Annotated in this window: 15 protein-coding genes; 10 read left to right on the top strand and 5 right to left on the bottom strand. The window is 37.4% G+C overall.

Translation table 11 applies throughout. The features are described from left to right. Positions 1–161: 161 nt before the first annotated feature. The 7 genes from C9J35_RS13720 to C9J35_RS13750 all read left to right on the top strand — a co-directional run bounded on the left by C9J35_RS13720 (position 162) and on the right by C9J35_RS13750 (position 8,244). Positions 162–1,556, top strand: a complete 1,395-nt coding sequence (locus C9J35_RS13720) for an L-cystine transporter (RefSeq protein WP_107924943.1) — start codon at positions 162–164, stop codon at positions 1,554–1,556. A 291-nt stretch (positions 1,557–1,847) separates the two neighbouring features. Further along, positions 1,848–2,867 (top strand): serine hydrolase domain-containing protein, encoded by a 1,020-nt coding sequence (locus tag C9J35_RS13725; RefSeq protein ID WP_054767920.1) that lies wholly within the window; start codon positions 1,848–1,850, stop codon positions 2,865–2,867. A 17-nt stretch (positions 2,868–2,884) separates the two neighbouring features. Next, the gene (locus C9J35_RS13730; RefSeq protein ID WP_107924945.1) at positions 2,885–4,180 is read left to right on the top strand and encodes an ABC transporter substrate-binding protein; all 1,296 of its coding nucleotides are present in this window, start codon (positions 2,885–2,887) and stop codon (positions 4,178–4,180) included. A gap of 248 nt (positions 4,181–4,428) precedes the next feature. Then, positions 4,429–5,355 (top strand): carbohydrate ABC transporter permease, encoded by a 927-nt coding sequence (locus tag C9J35_RS13735; RefSeq protein WP_107925019.1) that lies wholly within the window; start codon positions 4,429–4,431, stop codon positions 5,353–5,355. 11 nt (positions 5,356–5,366) lie between these two features. Next, complete coding sequence (locus tag C9J35_RS13740; RefSeq protein WP_054767921.1) at positions 5,367–6,194, top strand: carbohydrate ABC transporter permease; 828 nt, start codon at positions 5,367–5,369, stop codon at positions 6,192–6,194. A 138-nt stretch (positions 6,195–6,332) separates the two neighbouring features. Beyond that, the gene (gene murQ / locus C9J35_RS13745) at positions 6,333–7,241 is read left to right on the top strand and encodes an N-acetylmuramic acid 6-phosphate etherase (RefSeq protein ID WP_107924947.1); all 909 of its coding nucleotides are present in this window, start codon (positions 6,333–6,335) and stop codon (positions 7,239–7,241) included. Positions 7,242–7,371: 130 nt separating this feature from the next. Further along, complete coding sequence (locus tag C9J35_RS13750) at positions 7,372–8,244, top strand: MurR/RpiR family transcriptional regulator (protein ID WP_107924949.1); 873 nt, start codon at positions 7,372–7,374, stop codon at positions 8,242–8,244. Between the two features lie 21 nt (positions 8,245–8,265). On the opposite strand, the gene C9J35_RS13755 is transcribed toward C9J35_RS13750, so the two are convergent. Both C9J35_RS13755 and C9J35_RS13760 read right to left on the bottom strand, forming a co-directional pair. Further along, entirely contained in the window at positions 8,266–9,354 is a 1,089-nt protein-coding gene (locus C9J35_RS13755; RefSeq protein WP_107924951.1) for an ABC transporter ATP-binding protein, read from the bottom strand. Positions 9,355–9,467: 113 nt separating this feature from the next. Then, the gene (locus C9J35_RS13760) at positions 9,468–10,328 is read right to left on the bottom strand and encodes a PucR family transcriptional regulator (protein ID WP_107924952.1); all 861 of its coding nucleotides are present in this window, start codon (positions 10,326–10,328) and stop codon (positions 9,468–9,470) included. A gap of 505 nt (positions 10,329–10,833) precedes the next feature. Here C9J35_RS13760 and C9J35_RS13765 point away from each other — a divergent pair. Then, positions 10,834–12,543 (top strand): methyl-accepting chemotaxis protein, encoded by a 1,710-nt coding sequence (locus tag C9J35_RS13765; RefSeq protein WP_107924954.1) that lies wholly within the window; start codon positions 10,834–10,836, stop codon positions 12,541–12,543. A gap of 388 nt (positions 12,544–12,931) precedes the next feature. On the opposite strand, the gene C9J35_RS13770 is transcribed toward C9J35_RS13765, so the two are convergent. From C9J35_RS13770 to C9J35_RS13780, 3 genes are all read right to left on the bottom strand, one after another. Next, the gene (locus C9J35_RS13770; protein ID WP_054767925.1) at positions 12,932–13,246 is read right to left on the bottom strand and encodes a hypothetical protein; all 315 of its coding nucleotides are present in this window, start codon (positions 13,244–13,246) and stop codon (positions 12,932–12,934) included. An 85-nt stretch (positions 13,247–13,331) separates the two neighbouring features. Further along, complete coding sequence (locus tag C9J35_RS13775) at positions 13,332–13,886, bottom strand: SLOG family protein (protein ID WP_107924955.1); 555 nt, start codon at positions 13,884–13,886, stop codon at positions 13,332–13,334. 356 nt (positions 13,887–14,242) lie between these two features. Beyond that, entirely contained in the window at positions 14,243–15,409 is a 1,167-nt protein-coding gene (locus C9J35_RS13780; protein ID WP_107924957.1) for a DUF418 domain-containing protein, read from the bottom strand. A 104-nt stretch (positions 15,410–15,513) separates the two neighbouring features. Between C9J35_RS13780 and C9J35_RS13785 the strand changes: the two genes are divergently transcribed. Further along, positions 15,514–16,215 carry a response regulator transcription factor gene (locus C9J35_RS13785; RefSeq protein WP_107924958.1) on the top strand — a complete coding sequence of 234 codons (702 nt, stop codon included), beginning with the start codon at positions 15,514–15,516 and terminating at the stop codon, positions 16,213–16,215. Next, the gene (locus tag C9J35_RS13790) at positions 16,215–17,861 is read left to right on the top strand and encodes a sensor histidine kinase (protein ID WP_107924959.1); all 1,647 of its coding nucleotides are present in this window, start codon (positions 16,215–16,217) and stop codon (positions 17,859–17,861) included. The genes C9J35_RS13785 and C9J35_RS13790 overlap by 1 nt, the downstream gene beginning before the upstream one ends. The last annotated feature ends 243 nt before the right edge of the window (positions 17,862–18,104 follow it).

Consider the following 18,104-nt stretch of genomic DNA (forward strand, 5'->3'; position numbering starts at 1 on the left):
AAACTAAATTCATTATATTGTGTTTTAGGGGCATAATCAAAAGAAACCGATCACTTATAAATTAGAAATTTATCAAACTTAATAAAACATACTTGATTAATAGGTATTGTAGGTATATAATTCGATTTACATTATCATAAAACATCTTAGGGGGCTTTCGATTGTCAACTTTACAAGTCATTCTCAACGTAGCCATATTGCTTGTGTTCGTTGGAATTTTATATGTTATGAACAAAAAGCACGTGAAATTTTCAAATCGTGTTTTTGCAGGTCTAGGCTTGGGTATCGCACTCGGTCTTGGACTTCAATTATTTTACGGTATTGATTCGCAAGTTTTAGCCGAAACAACACCGTGGTACAGCATCATTGGTAGCGGTTATGTAAAATTGCTTCAAATGGTCGCGATGCCATTAATATTCATCTCCATTTTAATTGCCTTTACGAAAATGACTATTGGCAAAAACTTTGGGAAAATGGCAGCACTTATTTTAGCCATTTTAATTGGTACAACAGCTGTTTCAGCGGGCGTTGGTATTCTATCAGCGACCATTTTTGATCTTGATGCAACACAAATTATGCACGGTGATGCTGAAACTGAACGTGGTGCATATCTGGAAGAAAAAACAAGTGGCATGACAGCACCCGATTTACCAACACAAATTATTGAATTGTTCCCAGCGAACCCATTCCTTGATTTAACTGGTGCTCGTTCAACATCGACGATTGCTGTTGTTATATTCGCAGCATTCTTAGGTTTCGCCTATTTACGTGTAGCACGTAAAGATGAAGCAACAGGCGCTACGATTAAAAAAGGACTAGATGCAATCTATGCACTTATTATGGGTGTCGTAACAATTGTTTTACGCTTAACACCATATGGTATTTTAGCTATCATGGCTCGTACAGTTGCAACATCAGATTTCGGTGCGATTTACAATATGGGTAAATTTGTAATTGCTTCTTATGTAGCATTAATCATTATGTTACTTGTACATTTACTAATCATTTCGTTAAGTGGCTTAAATCCATTTACGTATTTAAAAAAATCAGCGGAAACATTATTATTCGCCTTCACTTCTCGTTCAAGTGCGGGTGCGTTACCGATGAATATTAAAACGCAAACAGGGCGACTTGGTGTACCAGAAGGTATTGCAAACTTCTCAGGTTCGTTTGGATTATCGATTGGTCAAAATGGCTGTGCGGGTGTCTATCCTGCCATGCTTGCCATTATGATTGCTCCAACAGTCGGCATCAATCCACTAGACCCAGTGTTCATCATTACTGTTATTGCAGTAGTAGCAGTCAGTTCCTTTGGTGTAGCAGGTGTGGGCGGTGGTGCAACATTTGCAGCAATCTTAGTATTATCAGCACTTGACTTACCAATAGCACTTGCGGGTATTTTAATCTCTGTTGAGCCATTAATCGACATGGGTCGTACTGCATTGAATGTAAGTGGTTCGATGACGGCAGGTGTCGCAACGGCACGTGTTACAAAAGAGTTGGATACTGAAATTTACAATAATAAAGATGTTAGCGCACAAGTAGCAGATCTTTAAGATTTAAGAGTTATATCTCCATTTTTTGGAGAGTAACTCTTTTTATTTGCCCAGAAAGAACATAACACTACGATGTTTGAATTAGTTCCACCGAAAAATAGTTAAAAATTACAATTTATTATTGATATCAAGAGTCATCTTTTTCACTCAATGTGGAAGGTTGGCTCTTTTAGTTTTTGATATTATGCATAAATTTTAAAAAAATATTTTAAAAAATGTGTTGTTGTTTAGCATTTTATTTTATATGATTTATTTACAGAAAATTAAGAATTTTATCTGTGGGGTGCTAATTTGGTTCATACATTTATGAAAAGTTTAGTGTCAGAGAGAAAGATTCCAGGCGGCGTCCTCATCATACAACAACAACATACGCGCATTATGACGCAAAGCTTTGGCGCCTATAGTGCTGCAAATTTAAGCACACAACAAATAACAACCCATACATTATTTGATTTGGCATCATTGACCAAGGTCGTGGCGACATTACCTGCAACTTTGTTATTACTTAGTAGGAATGCAATAAAGCTCACAGATACCGTACAAACCTTCTTGCCGGATTTTAAATATCCTACAGTAAATATTCAGCATCTTTTACAGCATAGTTCGGGACTAGTAGCAGATTTAGATCCACCTGTAAAAAGACATCATCAACGGGATATCATGGGGGAAGTATTATCAGCGGGTGTAATCACTCAACCGGGCAAGCAAGTACTCTATAGTGATTTGAGTATGATTTTATTAGGCAAAATCATCGAAGAGGTTTCAGGGCAGTCTCTTGATTATTTCGTAGATAGAGAAATTGCTAAGCCATGGGGCATGCATGATACACAGTATAAACTGTCAAAAGAGCAACAAATGCAAGCGGCTTCAACAGAAAAGATTGAAAGTAAATTTGTACAGGGAATTGTTCATGATGAGAAGGCGTTACTACTTCAAGAAGTAAGCGGTAGTGCAGGTTTATTTTCGTGTGCAGAAGATTTAGCAACATTTGCACAATATTGGTTAGGCATTACTCAGCAGTCGGTTATACCGTTCGATTGGATGACCTTAGCGTATACAAATATTATTGAAAACAGAGGACTTGGCTTCGAGGTTTGGAATGGAAGTGATGTATTGAAGTGCTTCGGTAGGGGGTGGACAAAGGGATCTTTTGGTCATACAGGATTTACAGGTACAAGTATATGGATGGATCCGGTGAAAAAGGCTTTCGTCATTTTATTAACAAATGCTGTGCATTATGGAAGAGACAGAGGTTTTATGGAGATTAGAGAAAAAATTCATACGATGATTTTTGAAGAACTAATTACATGAAAGGTGGATGCATGGTTATGAAAAAGATCAACAAATGGCTCTTTATGATGCCATTATTAATAGTGGCGGCTTTAGTAGGCTGTTCTTCAAATGAGGAGCCAGCAAAAGAGACAGCGCCTGTTTCAAGTACGGATGACCATAGAGTCGAAGAAGTTTCATTAACGATTGGTAGTTGGCGGACAGAGGATGTTGCCAAATATGAAAAAGTCATTGCCTTATTCAATGAGAAACATCCTGATATCAAAGTTTCTTTTAATCCAACAAAAAATACTGAATACAATACAGTGCTTAATACTGCATTACAAGCAGGGGAAGGACCTGACATTTTTCACTTACGTCCATACGCAGCAGGTTTAAAGTTAGCTGAAGCAGGCTTCGTAGAAAAAATTAACGATTTACAGGAATTAAGCACATATCCAGAAGAAGCATTAATTGCTTCAAAAGATGCGGAGGGCAATCAATATGGTGTTCCGATTAATTTAAGTTCCACACAGTTCTTCTACAATAAAAAGATTTTCGCAGATAATGGGCTGGAAGTACCGCAAACTTGGGATGAGTTTATGCAATTGAATGATACTTTATTAGAAAAAGGCATTACACCTATTGCAATGGGAACAAAGGAGAGCTGGCTATTATCTCTACTACACGGTATTGTCGGGCCAGCAATTTATGAAGGAAATGATTTTTACAAGGCAGTACTTGCAGGTGAAAAAGATTTTACTGACCCAGCATTCATAGAATCCCTTCAAGTAATGAATGATTTGAAAAAGTATTTCCCTGCAAATTCAGAGGGATTAGGTATGGATGATATACGCACACTTTTTGTGCTGGAAGAAGCAGCGATGTTTCCTTTAGGAAGCTGGGAGATACCAGTTGTGCTAGAAATGAATCCAGATTTAGATTTCGGCTACTTCCCGATTCCATCAAAAATGGGAACTAAGACGGTGACAACATGGGTGGATGGTTCTTTTGCGATAAATGCAAATTCCGAGAATAAAGAAGCAGCGAAAGTATTTTTAGAATTTTTAACAACTAAAGAATTTGGTGAGCTATTCGTCAAGGAATTCTCAATGATTAGTGCAATTCCTGGCATTTCATCTGACAATGCATTGTTAAATGATTTAAGTAAATCAACGGAGAGTGAAGCGACACCTTACATGTGGGTAACCAACTTTACTGGTGGAGATCCAACAACGAAAACCGTGTTAGAAACGGAGTTGCAAGGTATGTATTTAGGTCAAGTGAAGCAAGAGGATGTTGCGGCAAAAGTGCAAGATAATGCAAAAACATGGTTCGCGCCATTCCAAAAATAAATCAAAATAAAAAAGACACCATATGCTGTGGTAGTTTTGGCGCTAGCTTTGAGAGCGTGAAGTAAACTTTGCTTACTTACACTTATTACTTAACGAGAACAGATATTATGGCCAACACAAAGATAGAGAAATTTCATACGATTTCTGGTTTTTAAGTAGGGCCCCACTAGCACTTCTCAAGAAGTAGGTGGGGTCTTACCGTCTAGGATATGACAGGGGGTATTCGAAAATTGAAAACAGTGACAGTTATGCCTTCGAAAAAGAAAAAATCTTGGGCGAAGTGGACCATACATTTGTTTCCAATCCCGGCACTAGTAATATACGGTATGTTTGTGTTGTATCCAATTTTAGCGGCTCTGTCCTATAGTTTTTTCGAGTGGAAAGGTATGTCGAGAGGAGATTTTGTAGGCTTTCAAAATTTCGTGACATTATTTACGACAGAGCCTTATGGATCCATGTTTTGGAACGCTTTCAAACATAATGTGTTGTATTTTGTATTACAAATGGTCGTTATGAATGGTCTCGCCCTATTTCTTGCCTTTATTATTTACCAAAAAATCAAAGGCGCAGAGTTTTTTAAAGCAGCATTTTTTCTACCACGATTATTATCAGTGATTGTTGTAGGATTTTTAGGGAAGTTAATATTGAATCCCAATTTCGGCACATTGAATATCATTTTAGAGAAAATCGGCTTAGAGAGCTTACAACGTGCATGGTTAGGGGATCCCAATACAGCATTAATCGCCATTATTTTAGTAAACTGCTGGTTTGGTCTCGGCTTTGGGGTATTAATTTTCTTAGCAGGATTTCAGAGCATCCCAGCTGAGTTAATAGAGGCTGCGAGGTTAGATGGAGCGAAGGGTTTTACGTTATTACGGACCATTTATCTGCCATTAATGGTACCTTCAATTACGATTATGGGTGTGTTAACTTTCATTCAATCATTTGAAGCCTTTGAGCTTGTCTATGCAATGCAAGGGTCAATGGGTGAACCCTATTATTCAACTGATACGTTGGCAGTATTCTTTTACCGTTTAGCATTTGGTAGCTCTACAGCATCAGGTACGACGGCGATTGGCTTAGGTTCAGCATTAGCCACGGTTTTATTCTTATTCATTTTGATTTGCACAACGGTGTTTTTACGTTTTGCGAACAAAAAAGACGTGCAGATGTAGGAGGTGCATAGATGAAGCAGGGCGCAATTTGGACACGACCGTTTTATTATATTGTGGTATTTGCTATGGCGACAATTAGTTTATATCCTATTTTATTAATGATGTTATCATCTTTTAAGACAAGTGTTGAAATTTACAAAAATCCTTTAGGATTACCGACCAGCTTTAGCTTAGATACTTACCGTACATTATTGTCAAAAATTCCGTTTACAACGTATTTCATGAATAGCGTCTTTGTAAGCATTGTATCAGTTGTATTGATTGTCATAATCTGTTCATTGGCTTCCTTCTATATTGCACGCTTTAAATTTTCTTGGAATAATGCTTTATTTTTCATCTTCTTATTAGGAATGATGATTCCCATTAAGCTGGGGATTGTACCATTGTTTATTTTAATGCGTGATTTGGGGCTTATTAATTCACTATGGTCATTGGTTTTTATGAATATTGCTACAGGTATTCCATTAACAATGTTAATTTTAACTGGATTTTTCAGGACAATGCCGTATGAACTAGAAGAGGCTGCACGTATTGATGGGGCCGGTAATTTGCGTGTGCTCTGGCATGTGGTGTTACCTTTAATGAGACCGGCGCTTGGCACTGTAGTCATTATTAATTTTATCGCTGCTTGGAATGACTTTTTCTTCCCGCTTATATTCATTACTGATAAGGTAAAGCGCACAATTCCGGTAGGGATGATGTCGCTTTTTGGAGAGCATTCTGCGGATTGGGGCTCACTATTTGCAGGTTTAACACTGGCTTCGTTGCCTATGATTGTTTTGTTCTTCATTGCTTCTAAACAGTTCATGGAAGGGTTGACAGCCGGAGCAGTGAAGTAATGCACCTCAATAGTTACGTGAACTTAGTGAAAGAAAGGAGCAAGGGTATACTCCAATTTTTAATCGACATCCCTTCAATGACAGAAGAATGTAGTGTGATTTAGATAATGAAGATAAGGCAGGAGGAATCTGACTTCGATGGATCGATTGACAAAGTTGGAAACAGAAGGCTATCATCCAAAAACGGCAAACTTAGATTTAATGTCTATCACTGAAATTGTGCGGCTTATGAATGAGGATGATGTAAAGATTCCGCAAGCAATCGCCAAAGTGTTACCTGAAATTGAGCGTGCGATTGAAGCAGTTATTATAGCTATAAAAAACGGGGGGCGATTATTTTACGTAGGAGCAGGAACGAGTGGTCGCATAGGTTTACTAGACGCAGTCGAGTGTCCACCGACTTTCAGTACATCATCGGAGCTCGTACAGGCGGTGTTAGCAGGTGGCTTAGACGCAGTCGTAGTCGCTGTCGAAGGTGCAGAGGATAATGAAGCCTTGGGACAAGAGGCACTACAACATCGTGTCCTACAGGCAAAGGACATTGTTATTGGAATAGCCGCAAGTGGAAGAACCCCATTCGTGAAGGGTGCGCTTGTTTATGCGCAACAAATCGGGGCGAAAACGGTAAGCTTAACGAGTAATCCACAATCAATGATTAGTAGATATGCAGATATAGCGATAGAGGTAATGACAGGACCAGAAATTTTAACAGGATCTACCAGACTAAAGGCAGCAACTGCCCATAAACAAATTCTTAATATGATCACAACAACAACAATGATTAAACTTGGGAAAGTATATAAAAATTTAATGGTGGATGTTCATGCGAGTAATGTTAAATTACGCGAACGGGCAAAAAAGATTGTTTGTGATGCCACGGGTGTTTCCTATCAAGAGGCCGAAAGCGTATTGACGCAAACGGATTATAAAGTGAAACCAGCCATCATCATGCTTTTGATGGAGACGACTTATGAAGAAGCAGAACGATTATTAGCCCAATCTGAAGGACATGTACGGACAGCGATGGAGTTAAAGAACAGGAAGTAAAAAAAGGAAACAGAGCCAATTATTTGTACTGTGTATCTGGGCATTAACAGGTGGAGCTGGCACAGCTAGCTCCAAAATCCATAAGATATTTGTCGTTGCATTACATATTGGAAAACGGAGTTGATAGTAAATGGAGAAAATCAATGCAGGGTTAATTATGCTGGCAGAAATGGAGGAGCGGCTTCCCCCTTCAGAACGAAAGGTAGCTAGCTACATTTTAGAACATCCGACGAAAGCCATTAAAATGACTGCTGTTGAATTGGGGGAAGCAAGTAAAACAAGTGGTGCAGCAGTGATTCGTCTCTGTAAATCGTTAAATGTTAGTGGTATACAAGAGTTGAAACTACGTATTGCAGGAGATTTACAACGCGAAATGGTAGATGATCGTGATATTGAACCAAATGAACCATTACAAACTATTGTAGAAAAGGTGACGACCCAAAGTAGTCAAATTTTACGGGAAACTGCAGACTTAATAGATGACAAAGAGTTATTGAGAGCGGTGACATCTCTAGCGCAGGCTAAGCGGATTTTCTTTTTTGGCGTTGGTGCATCAGGTATTGCGGCAATGGATGCAGACCAGAAATTTTTGCGTATTAATAAAAATAGTACGGCACTAATGGACTTGCATTTAGGAGCTACAGCAGTAGTAAATGCAGAGGAAGGGGATGTGGTAGTGGGGATATCATTTTCTGGTGAAACACATGAAGTGGCAAAAATTTTAGAGATAGCTAGTGAAACACCAGCGACAACCATTAGTTTAACGCGTTACGGCAATTCGCTAGTGTCTAGCCTAGCAGATATTTGTTTATATACATCGCCAAATGTAGAAGCAACTTTTAGAAGTGGTGCCACATCATCACGGCTTGCTCAACTACATGTTATTGATATTCTATTTATGGCTGTGGCTACTAGTTCCTATGAACAAACAATCAATTATCTAGACACGACACGCGCTGCCATCGAGGGCCTTCATAAGAAGGTTGTAAAACGTAAAAATTGAGGTTGCGATCACAACCTCAGTTCATTCATGAATACGTACTTCTGTTTGAGGGTCAAAAAAATGTATTTTGTTGTCCTTTATTCTTAAGCTTACCGTGTCATTTGGGTGACATTGTGTATCGGCATTTACACGTGCGGTGAATGATTGCCCTGCTAATGTAGCGTAGAGGAAAACCTCAGCACCTAGTAACTCTGCTACATCTACCATTGTGTCAAACGTATAAGAAGAAGTTGTGGATGTAAGTTGTAAATCCTCTGGACGTATTCCGAGCACGATATCTTTTCCTAGATAGCCTTGGTCTTTTAGTATTGTTAAATAACTTTCAGGAATAGGTAAGTTGAAATCTCCTATCTTTACCTCATTTTCAGTGAGCTGTCCATGAAATAGATTCATCGAGGGTGATCCAATAAAACCTGCTACAAACATATTATTTGGATAATCATATACTTCCTTTGGCGCGCCAATTTGTTGAATGAGCCCATCTTTCATCACTACGAGACGTGTGGCCATTGTCATCGCTTCTGTTTGGTCATGAGTTACATAAATCGTTGTTGTTTGAATACGTTGATGTAGTTTTTGAATTTCTGCACGCATTTGCACACGTAATTTCGCATCTAAATTAGAAAGGGGTTCATCCATTAAAAATACTTTAGCATCACGGACAATGGCGCGCCCTAGTGCAACACGCTGTCTTTGACCGCCTGACAATGCCTTAGGTTTACGTTTTAAGTAATCTTCCAAGCCTAAAATTTTTGCGGCTTCTAACACGCGTCGGTCGATTTCCTTTTTATCGACTTTTCGAAGCTTTAAGCTAAATGCCATATTATCGTAAACCGACATATGGGGGTATAAGGCGTAGCTTTGGAAAACCATAGCAATACCCCGATCCTTTGACTCCACATCATTCATAAGGACATCATCAATGTAAAATTCACCTTTCGAAATATCTTCTAAGCCCGCAATCATACGAAGTGTTGTAGTTTTCCCACATCCTGAAGGGCCGACAAAGACAATGAATTCTTTATCGTGAATATGCAAATGGAAATCCGTTACAGCTTGCACATTTTTATCGTAAATCTTATAGATATGCTCCAAGCGTAATTCCGTCATGGCAACATCCTTTCTTTTAGTAGTGATATGGATAGTGTAAAAAAATAGTATGTTTCTGAACAGAGCAATTCTGCACAGTTTTTGTCTCAACAACTGTGCAATGTGCCATACACCTACAAGGATTCAAAGAGGGTAATGGCAAGAAACACCTCAAGCCTTTGCTCGAATTGTCTAATATCCTTGAGCGTAAGAATATGAAACTTCTCTAGTCGATTTTGTAAGGTATTACGATGCATAAATAATTTTTTAGCTGCAAATGAAATATTGCCTTCATACTGAATGACTTGCTTGACGGTTTGCAGTAAGTCTGGGTGTTCAACAGCTTCTTTTAAAATCGAAGCACTGAAAATAGCTTTTTCCTGTGAGTCTAACTGAAGTGTTAAATAAGGAATAAGTAATTCTTGTTGTGTAAGTACATGCTTGGAAGTATGATGCCAAATTGATGATTGTAATGATGAAAGCCAACTAAACCTTGCTTTTGTCACGGTAATATCTGATATAACATCTGTCACAAAAATTTTTAATTTTGCTTCTAAATCTTCACACAAGAGATGAATAAAGTAAGTGAATATTAGTGGCTCATCGTCTGTAATTTGTTCGATAACTACAAATAAATGCTCATTTAACGACATTAATAATATTTCCTTACCTAACAGTGCCTCAAGTGTTGTCCGTAGGAGGTGAAGGTCTGTAAAAACCTTGTCAAAGTGTAAAAATAATAAGCGGTGGTCCTGAATAGCAGCAGGTATTGTATTGGTTTGATTGGTTAAATACTGATGCCAATCGGTGTCCTGCAAGGTAGAAATAATAAGTGGACCTGAGAAAATGCGCAATAGCTCAAGTTCATCTCGTGTAATGGCGTGCTTTGGTATTTCATAGAGCTTATTGTCAAAATTAAACAAATAGCCTTCAGTATGCAAGTCATTAAAAGGCTTTAATAAGGGGAAACGTTTTTGTAGCTTCAATGGGTCCATGTCAACACATCCTTCTACCATATTAGAAGATGAATCATCGAGGGTTAAAAAATAACAATATAAAAAGTTTGGAGAAGTGGAATTTCACTTCTCTTTTTTATGCAAAATGTTATTTTTAAACAAAAAGAACCATTTTTGTTACATTATAATTTATTGTTGGTATTAAATACCCAATTAAATCATTTTATAAAATTTAGTTCAATAATATTATAATTCGTCGATATAGAGATTTAGAATAGGTAAATATACTATTTAATTTAATTTAAAAAGAGGTTAGAAAGTAAGGGTTTTAATATATTCAGCAAAATCTGTATTAGTTGTAAGTATGTTTAACGGTATAGGAGTATGCAAAAAAGACCAAATATAAAGAAGCCATGGGATTAGAAACGGGTTAGTCTCTATGCTGGCATTTACATATCGGCATGGACCCATACTAATGTTTGATTCAATGTCTTTCATTAGAATTTGCACTAAATAACTGAATTCAAAAAGGAGAGTATTAACCATGTTACGCAATTTATCCATGTTTAAAAAGTTAGTTCTATTAATGGGTATATCTATTTTAACAATTGGTATTATTCAGCTAAATGGATATATCACAATAAAATCACTGGAGAAGAATACAGAGGATATTTTTACAAACCGACTAGAACCAAGCCTTGTTTTGACTCAATATAGAATTAATAATCGAGTTATCACTTCAGATATGTATCTTTCTTTTTTAACTGTAGATGAAGCAACAAATAAACAAATTAAAGATGAAATAGAGAAAGCTCTTAAAGCGAATGAAGAAAATCTTCAGCTACTGAAAGCGGCTAAATTACAGTCAGATGAGGATGCCATTGTAGCTGACCTGCTACAGCTCTATCCTGTGTTTAAAGCCAGAATGGAGCAAATTTTACAACTAAGTACTGTTAATAAGAATGTGGAAGCAATAAACTTGTTTAATTCAAAGGTTAAGCCGATAGTCGAACAAATTAACAATAAAGGCGTGGAGTTAACAGATTTAAATCAAAAACATGCAGGTGATTTAAATATGGAAAGTAAAGCTAAAGCAAGTAAAGGAACGCTAATTTCTTTAATCATTTCAATTGTTTTAGGGATTCTGTTTGTTGTAATTGGTTTTATAGGTGTACGAAAATATTTAATTACGCCAATTGAAAAATTGAAAATTGCTGTACAATTAGCAGAGGCTGGAGAATTGAATTTTAATATAGACTATGATTCAAAGGACGAACTAGGGGTCTTAACTACTTCGTTTATTAATATGATTGCTCATTTACGAGACTTAATTGGTCAGGTAAAAGAAACTTCCGACCAGATGGCGGCATTCTCGTCGGAGCTTACGGCGAGTGCGGAACAAACAAGTGAGGCAAGTGAACATATTGCGTCAGTGACGTTAGATGTGGCAAGCGGTTCAGACGAGCAAATGAGAACAATTATAGAAACATCAGATGTTGTGACTCAAATGGTACATGGTGTGCAAACAATAGCTGAAAATTCTACTAACGTTTCAGAGGCAGCTATCCAAGCAGAACAACTTTCAGTGGAAGGAAATGATATTATTAAAACCGCTGTTCAACAAATGAATGCGATTCAAACATCTATTGGTAGTTTAAATGATGTCATTAGTGGTTTGGGTGAGCGCTCGGCTGAAATTGGACAAATCGTTGAAGTCATTACAGGTATTGCAGCACAGACCAACCTACTGGCATTAAATGCAGCAATTGAGGCAGCAAGAGCAGGAGAACATGGAAAGGGCTTTGCGGTCGTTTCGGAAGAAGTGCGAAAATTAGCTGAAGAATCATCTGTATCGGCACACAGAATTTCTGAACTTATTATAAGAATTCAAGCCGAAACAAATAAAGCAGTAGACTCCATGCAGTTCACAACGAATGAAGTCATAACAGGTATTCACAATGTGAACATAGCGGGGGAATCTTTTGAAAAAATTCAATCTGCCTTTAATGAGGTAGCTGTTCAAATTCAAGAAGTATCCTCTTCCGTACAACAGATGGTTGTAGGAGCTAATCAAATGTCTAAATCAATCGAACAAATCAATGGAATTGCGCAAAGCTCTGCGGTAGGGACACAAAATATTTCAGCGGCTACAGAAGAGCAACTAGCCTCTATGCAGGAGATTACAGCATCTACGTCAACACTTTCTAAAATGGCGGAGGATTTACAAGAAAAAACGAATTCATTTAAAGTATAAAAATTAAAGGATAGAAAACTGAAACACGTTTTTAGGATTTTGAAGTAGTTAATACATGTCTTTTTATAAGATGCATCTAGCTTCTAGTACGGCTTAGCGATCAGGTGGTACCGCTTAAGCAATCGGAATTATTTTTTAGACACGACTCTCTGATTCGATATAGAGAGAAAAAAACTGCGACACTCCTGCGTAAGAACGAGCCAGCCAGTCCTAGCACAAAGTGTAGCGGATGCGAGCTTGTTCGTCCGCCGAAAGCGCGTGGCATTAAATATTTTTGCTTTCTGTTGGGAAAGAAAAAAGACTATAGGTAAACTCGACTTTTGCCGAGTTTGTCTATAGTCTGAAGCGATGTAGACATGATGAAATAGTATTGAGTCTACGTCGCTTTTTAAATTATTTTCACATAAAAATCCTTGCCGTTCATGAGCTCAGTAATTTCAGTGCCGTCTTTTCTTTTATAATAATCAAAAATATCACGTGCTAGACCGGAGTGTCCATTTAAATATGTTCCTTGTTTAATCTCTTTACGAGGATTGTGGAAATCAAAATACAAGCGTGAATCGTGGCACATTGTAGCTAAAATGGCTTTGAACTCTTGTTCTTCAATATGAATCCCCCGCGTATATTGGCACTCTCGACGGTACGTATCGTGTGAGATATTCACAGGTGAGGGTTCAACAATTATTTCGATTTTTCTATTCAAATGTCAACAGCTCCTTTCAGGATAAATGACGTCATAATCTATTTAGTTTAGTATATAATTGACAGAAAATTATATCAATATTTATCTACCAATCCTGCTGTTGTATTTCTTCTGCAATTACTTGTAGGTCATATGCTGTAATCATCAAAAGGGTATAGTCGTTAGTTTCTCTAAATTTTTCTGCGAGTCTCTTCATATATTTTGGCGAGCCTTCGTTTTCGTCGTCATAGATGAGAAGAAGCCCATCCGTATTTTGAATGATAAATTTATCCTTTTCAACAAACTGCCATGGCGCCTCATAGGGCTTTTTAGTGACACTTGTTACAAAGTCTGCTTGAGATACTATGGACAGATATTTTTCTTTTTTAATATCCTGCCAATTTTTCTCCTGCTCTAAAAATGGTGTGATTATGGCAAGTTTTAATGCAGGGAACTCTTCCTTTAATGAGAGGACAACCTCTGCACTCCAAGTTTCTACGCCCTGTTGGCCACTAATAATAACCCATTCCAACCCCTCATCAATCAATTGACGTAAACGGTTTTCCAATGCCTTTTTTATGATGTGAACCCCGGGATGTTTATCATTGAAAATACCGAGTTCATGTGGTTTGTAGCCTGTAATTATTATTCTTTGTAGCAATAGAAAAGCCCCCTAAGCTATATATTATCTACAAATAGTATACAGTAGGGGGACATATGAAAACGAATATGAATATGTTTTGGATAGTTCATGAGCATTAGCAGACGTTCAATATGCTTAAAATAGAACCTACAAATCGTTGGTTGGTAATCGTTGCTGTCGGTAACTTAACCTGCAAGACATTGAGCTTTATTCTATTTCTTAGTAAAAAGAGTTTAAGGTAATATACTTCACGTTTAGTGCCAAAATGTTTTTTATGAGGTTTAAGTCTTTAGAATGCGCATATAGTAAGAACGACGGTTACGGCTGCACAAATTCCTAGAAACCACCATGTATCTGTAAAATCTTCTTTCGATTCACGATTCATTTACAGTACTTCCTTTCTGTTTCGTTTGCCCACTCCATGACCAATTCGTCCATATTCTCAGTACGGTTTCAAACGGGCCACGTTTGAATTTCTTTAAATAAGCAATACTAAAAATGCATTGCAAGCTATAGAGTACAACCCCGAATATGATGCCACCAAATACGCCTAATTGGCCATATAAGCCGAGTCCGTATCCGTAAAATACTGTTGTACAAATGATTGTTTGCATTAAATAATTGGTCATCGATAGCTTGCCGACACTTTCAAAAGCAGGTGAGAGCAACTGTACAGGTCGCGTATTAAAAAATAATGCTACTAAGCACACGTAGCCTACCGCTAATAGCTGTGAACCACCCATTAGTAACATGCCGGAAAAGTTATTTTCTATAAAGCTAAATGCTTTGAAAGCGAGGCCCACTGGTACTAAGATTGCCCCGATAACGTACCATTTCTTTTCTTTTTGCATATTTTCAAAAGCGTGTAGTTTAGCAAGCCCCATACCAAATAAAAACAGTGGTGCATAAAATAAAGGTGCAAAAATAAAGATAAAGAATACAAAAATAGGATCGTCTAATCCAGGGGGCATAACATTTGCACGGAAATCATAGATGTCTAGGTAACTTCCGTTTGCATAAGTTGCATCTGCCTTTTCGATATAAGTAGTTAGTTCATTCTGCTCTTTTTTTGTGATTTCCGTAGGACCGAATGTTAAAGCTGTCGTCAGTAAAAATAATACACCGCACCATATAAATAATGTTTTTGGTTTACGATTAATGAACGGAATTAAAAATAATGTCATACAGCCATAAGATAATAAAATATCACCTTCCCATAAAAATGAAGAATGGAGCCAACCGATGGCGATTAGACCAATTGCGCGACGTAGAATTGACCACCGACTCTTAGTTTTCTTTCTACGGACAGATTCGATAAATTTAATAAGAGAGAAGCCAAATAAGATGGTGAAAATAGGCATAAATGAGCCCTCAATGAAGACTTTTACAAAATATAATGCACCGTTATCTACCATTGATAAATTTTTTAATTCATCCTTGCCATACATGCCAAACTGGAAAATAAGCAGGTTAGCCATCAAAATCCCAAACAAACTTAATCCACGTATACTGTCAATGAAGGTAACTCGATTTGTTGTCATTTGCGTTTTATCTCCTTAATTGGTTAACTTATACATAGAGTAATAGTAAAATCTTATAGAGATATAATGACTACCTTAAAGTAATCTTAAAAGTTGGTGATAATATGCAAAAGGCAAAAATTTTAGTATTAGAAGATGAACGAGCTATTGCAGAAATGATTGAAATCATCTTAAGAAAAGAAGGAATTGACAACATTACACTTTGTGACACTGTACAAGGTGCCATGAGGGAAATAGGAAAGGAAGAATTTGACTTTTATCTGTTAGATATCATGTTACCAGACGGTAGTGGCTTAGAGATGGCGAAGCGTATCCGCGAGAACAGTGATGCCCCAATCTTCTTTTTAACTGCCAAGAGTAGTGATGCGGATAAACTACGTGGCTTTATGAATGGAGCGGATGACTATATAACAAAACCATTTAATCCGCTAGAGCTTGTAGCGAGGGTAAAAGTACAGCTCACGCGTTACATGAAAAAGAAGGTGGATGTGCAAGAGGGACATCTATATACTTGTCATCGTTTTGTGTTTAATGTGGATGCGGCAGAGCTCACAGTTGATGGAAAAAAGGACATTATTAGTGGAAGGTTATTTCATTTACTGAAATATCTCTGTGAAAATACAGGGCAAGTATTATCAAAGGAACAAATATATGAACGCGTGTGGGGAGATTATATATTCGATGATAATACGGTGATGGTTCATATTCGTAAACTACGTGAAAAGATTGAAGAAGATCCAGGTAAACCAACGTGCATTGTAACGGTTAGGGGAATTGGCTATAAACTCGTTGGAGATATTCAGTGATGAAACCATCAAGAAGATTAACGCTGCGTTTTGTTTCATATTTCACAGTATTTTATTTATTAATTATTTTGGGTTTTATTGTCAGTCTGTTATTTTTTGCGTTTTTTATCAATGCACGTGTTGGTGATAATATCCATACTATGACTTCCTATGAAATTGAAAATGACGCAGTGGTAAAGGATGGGGATTCTGTACGAATTGCCGATTATTTAGTAGAACGTGCTGCGGAGAATTTAGGGCAGTTATATTTAATCAATCAATCAATGGACATAGTGGATTATACAGGGGATACATGCGAACTTTGCGAAATAGCCGATAGTGAAATTTTGTCGCTCGAACGTTCAGGTATGCATACGTGGAAACTACCTAAATATTACTTATTATTTTTACCTACTTCACTTGTGCAGCCTCTATTTGATGAGACATATAGTGTTTGGCAAAAACAAGAGGACATACCTGCAGATTTGCTCCAGCGTTTAAAGGATAATATGGCTACTATAGAGCTTTATAACGAACGGTGGAAACGCGTAGAAGTTATTGGTGAAAGTTATAAATTACTGGATAAGCCAGAATTATTTGAAGAGAATTATGACATTTTCGAACAGGAAGAACTTATCCAAAGTGCAACACTGGCAGATGAAACAACACTTGTTGTACGTATGCCGAACCCAGCCTATAAACCGTTTGAAGAACCGTTTAATAAAGCGATGCTTCTGTTTGTTGCAATTTTTTTCGGCAGTCATATTATCTTGTTAATTGGCGTCATTTTCTTATCTATTGGGATTTCTCGTCAATTTGTTCGACCGCTTGTTTACGTTATTTCACGGATTGAACAACTTGCGCAATTTGACTACCGGAAATTGAGCGATAAGAAAGTTCATCACCAGAAGACAGGGAAATTAAAGCGTAAATTTAAATTATTTCAACCTGTCGATGAATCGCTCAATCATTTATCGGACCGACTTGCCTCAAATGAAAGACAAATTAAGCAATCCGAACAATTACGTGAAGAATGGATTACGGGGCTATCACATGATTTAAAGACACCTCTAAGCTCTATTTACGGTTATTCCACAATGTTGGCGTCTGGTGATTATGAGTGGACGAATGATGAAATGCGTGCATTTGCGAAAACAATGCAAGAAAAGGCCACATACATGGATGCTCTTATCCAAGATTTAACCTATACGTATCAGTTGAAAAATAAAGCGATAAAGCTTGAAAAGGTATCCTTAGCCCTCAATACGTGGTTACTGCAATTTGCAGACAATCAGGTGTGTGTGCATGTCTATGGAGATGTCATACTGGATGCAGATGAACTTCTTTTAAAGCGAATATTAGATAATTTAATTACAAATGCCAAGAAGTATACCCCGATTGACACGGAGGTAAGTGTTGAAGCGCAAAATACGCAAGAAGGCGTCATGTTGACAATTGCTGACCAAGGTCCGGGAATTCCACAAAAAGAACTAGATAACTTATTTGAGCGCTATTACCGAGGAACAAATACAACCGATGATGCTACAGGTACTGGTCTGGGGTTAGCGATTACCAAACAACTAATTGATTTGCATGATGGGACAATTCGTGTTAGTTCTGATGCAAGAGGTACCGTTTTTGTTGTGAAATTTTCATATGAACAATAGCGCATTCATATTAGCATGAAGTTATATGATGGCGTAGTCTGAAAATAAGTCCTTACAATGTGCTGCGCTTTCTGTGTTTAAGGTACGCGCTGCATCGTGGCTACAGAGTATTAGACAAAGAGGATTTAACCGCTGTTGCTTCATTGCCCCTCGCTGTTGCGCAAATAAATTAATAAGTACATTTTCACTTTACATGACAAAAAATAGTATGCATAGGTACTCCTAGCATACTATTTTTCTTTT

The organism is Lysinibacillus parviboronicapiens, from assembly GCF_003049575.1.
Classification (GTDB): domain Bacteria; phylum Bacillota; class Bacilli; order Bacillales_A; family Planococcaceae; genus Lysinibacillus; species Lysinibacillus parviboronicapiens.

Coding starts and splice junctions, on each gene's coding strand:
- C9J35_RS13765 (WP_107924954.1), top strand. CDS start 10,834: ATGTTACGCAATTTATCCATGTTTAAAAAGTTAGTTCTATTAATGGGT.
- C9J35_RS13730 (WP_107924945.1), top strand. CDS start 2,885: ATGAAAAAGATCAACAAATGGCTCTTTATGATGCCATTATTAATAGTG.
- C9J35_RS13740 (WP_054767921.1), top strand. CDS start 5,367: ATGAAGCAGGGCGCAATTTGGACACGACCGTTTTATTATATTGTGGTA.
- C9J35_RS13755 (WP_107924951.1), bottom strand. CDS start 9,354: ATGACGGAATTACGCTTGGAGCATATCTATAAGATTTACGATAAAAAT.
- murQ (WP_107924947.1), top strand. CDS start 6,333: ATGGATCGATTGACAAAGTTGGAAACAGAAGGCTATCATCCAAAAACG.
- C9J35_RS13735 (WP_107925019.1), top strand. CDS start 4,429: ATGCCTTCGAAAAAGAAAAAATCTTGGGCGAAGTGGACCATACATTTG.
- C9J35_RS13785 (WP_107924958.1), top strand. CDS start 15,514: ATGCAAAAGGCAAAAATTTTAGTATTAGAAGATGAACGAGCTATTGCA.
- C9J35_RS13790 (WP_107924959.1), top strand. CDS start 16,215: ATGAAACCATCAAGAAGATTAACGCTGCGTTTTGTTTCATATTTCACA.
- C9J35_RS13760 (WP_107924952.1), bottom strand. CDS start 10,328: ATGGACCCATTGAAGCTACAAAAACGTTTCCCCTTATTAAAGCCTTTT.
- C9J35_RS13750 (WP_107924949.1), top strand. CDS start 7,372: ATGGAGAAAATCAATGCAGGGTTAATTATGCTGGCAGAAATGGAGGAG.
- C9J35_RS13780 (WP_107924957.1), bottom strand. CDS start 15,409: ATGACAACAAATCGAGTTACCTTCATTGACAGTATACGTGGATTAAGT.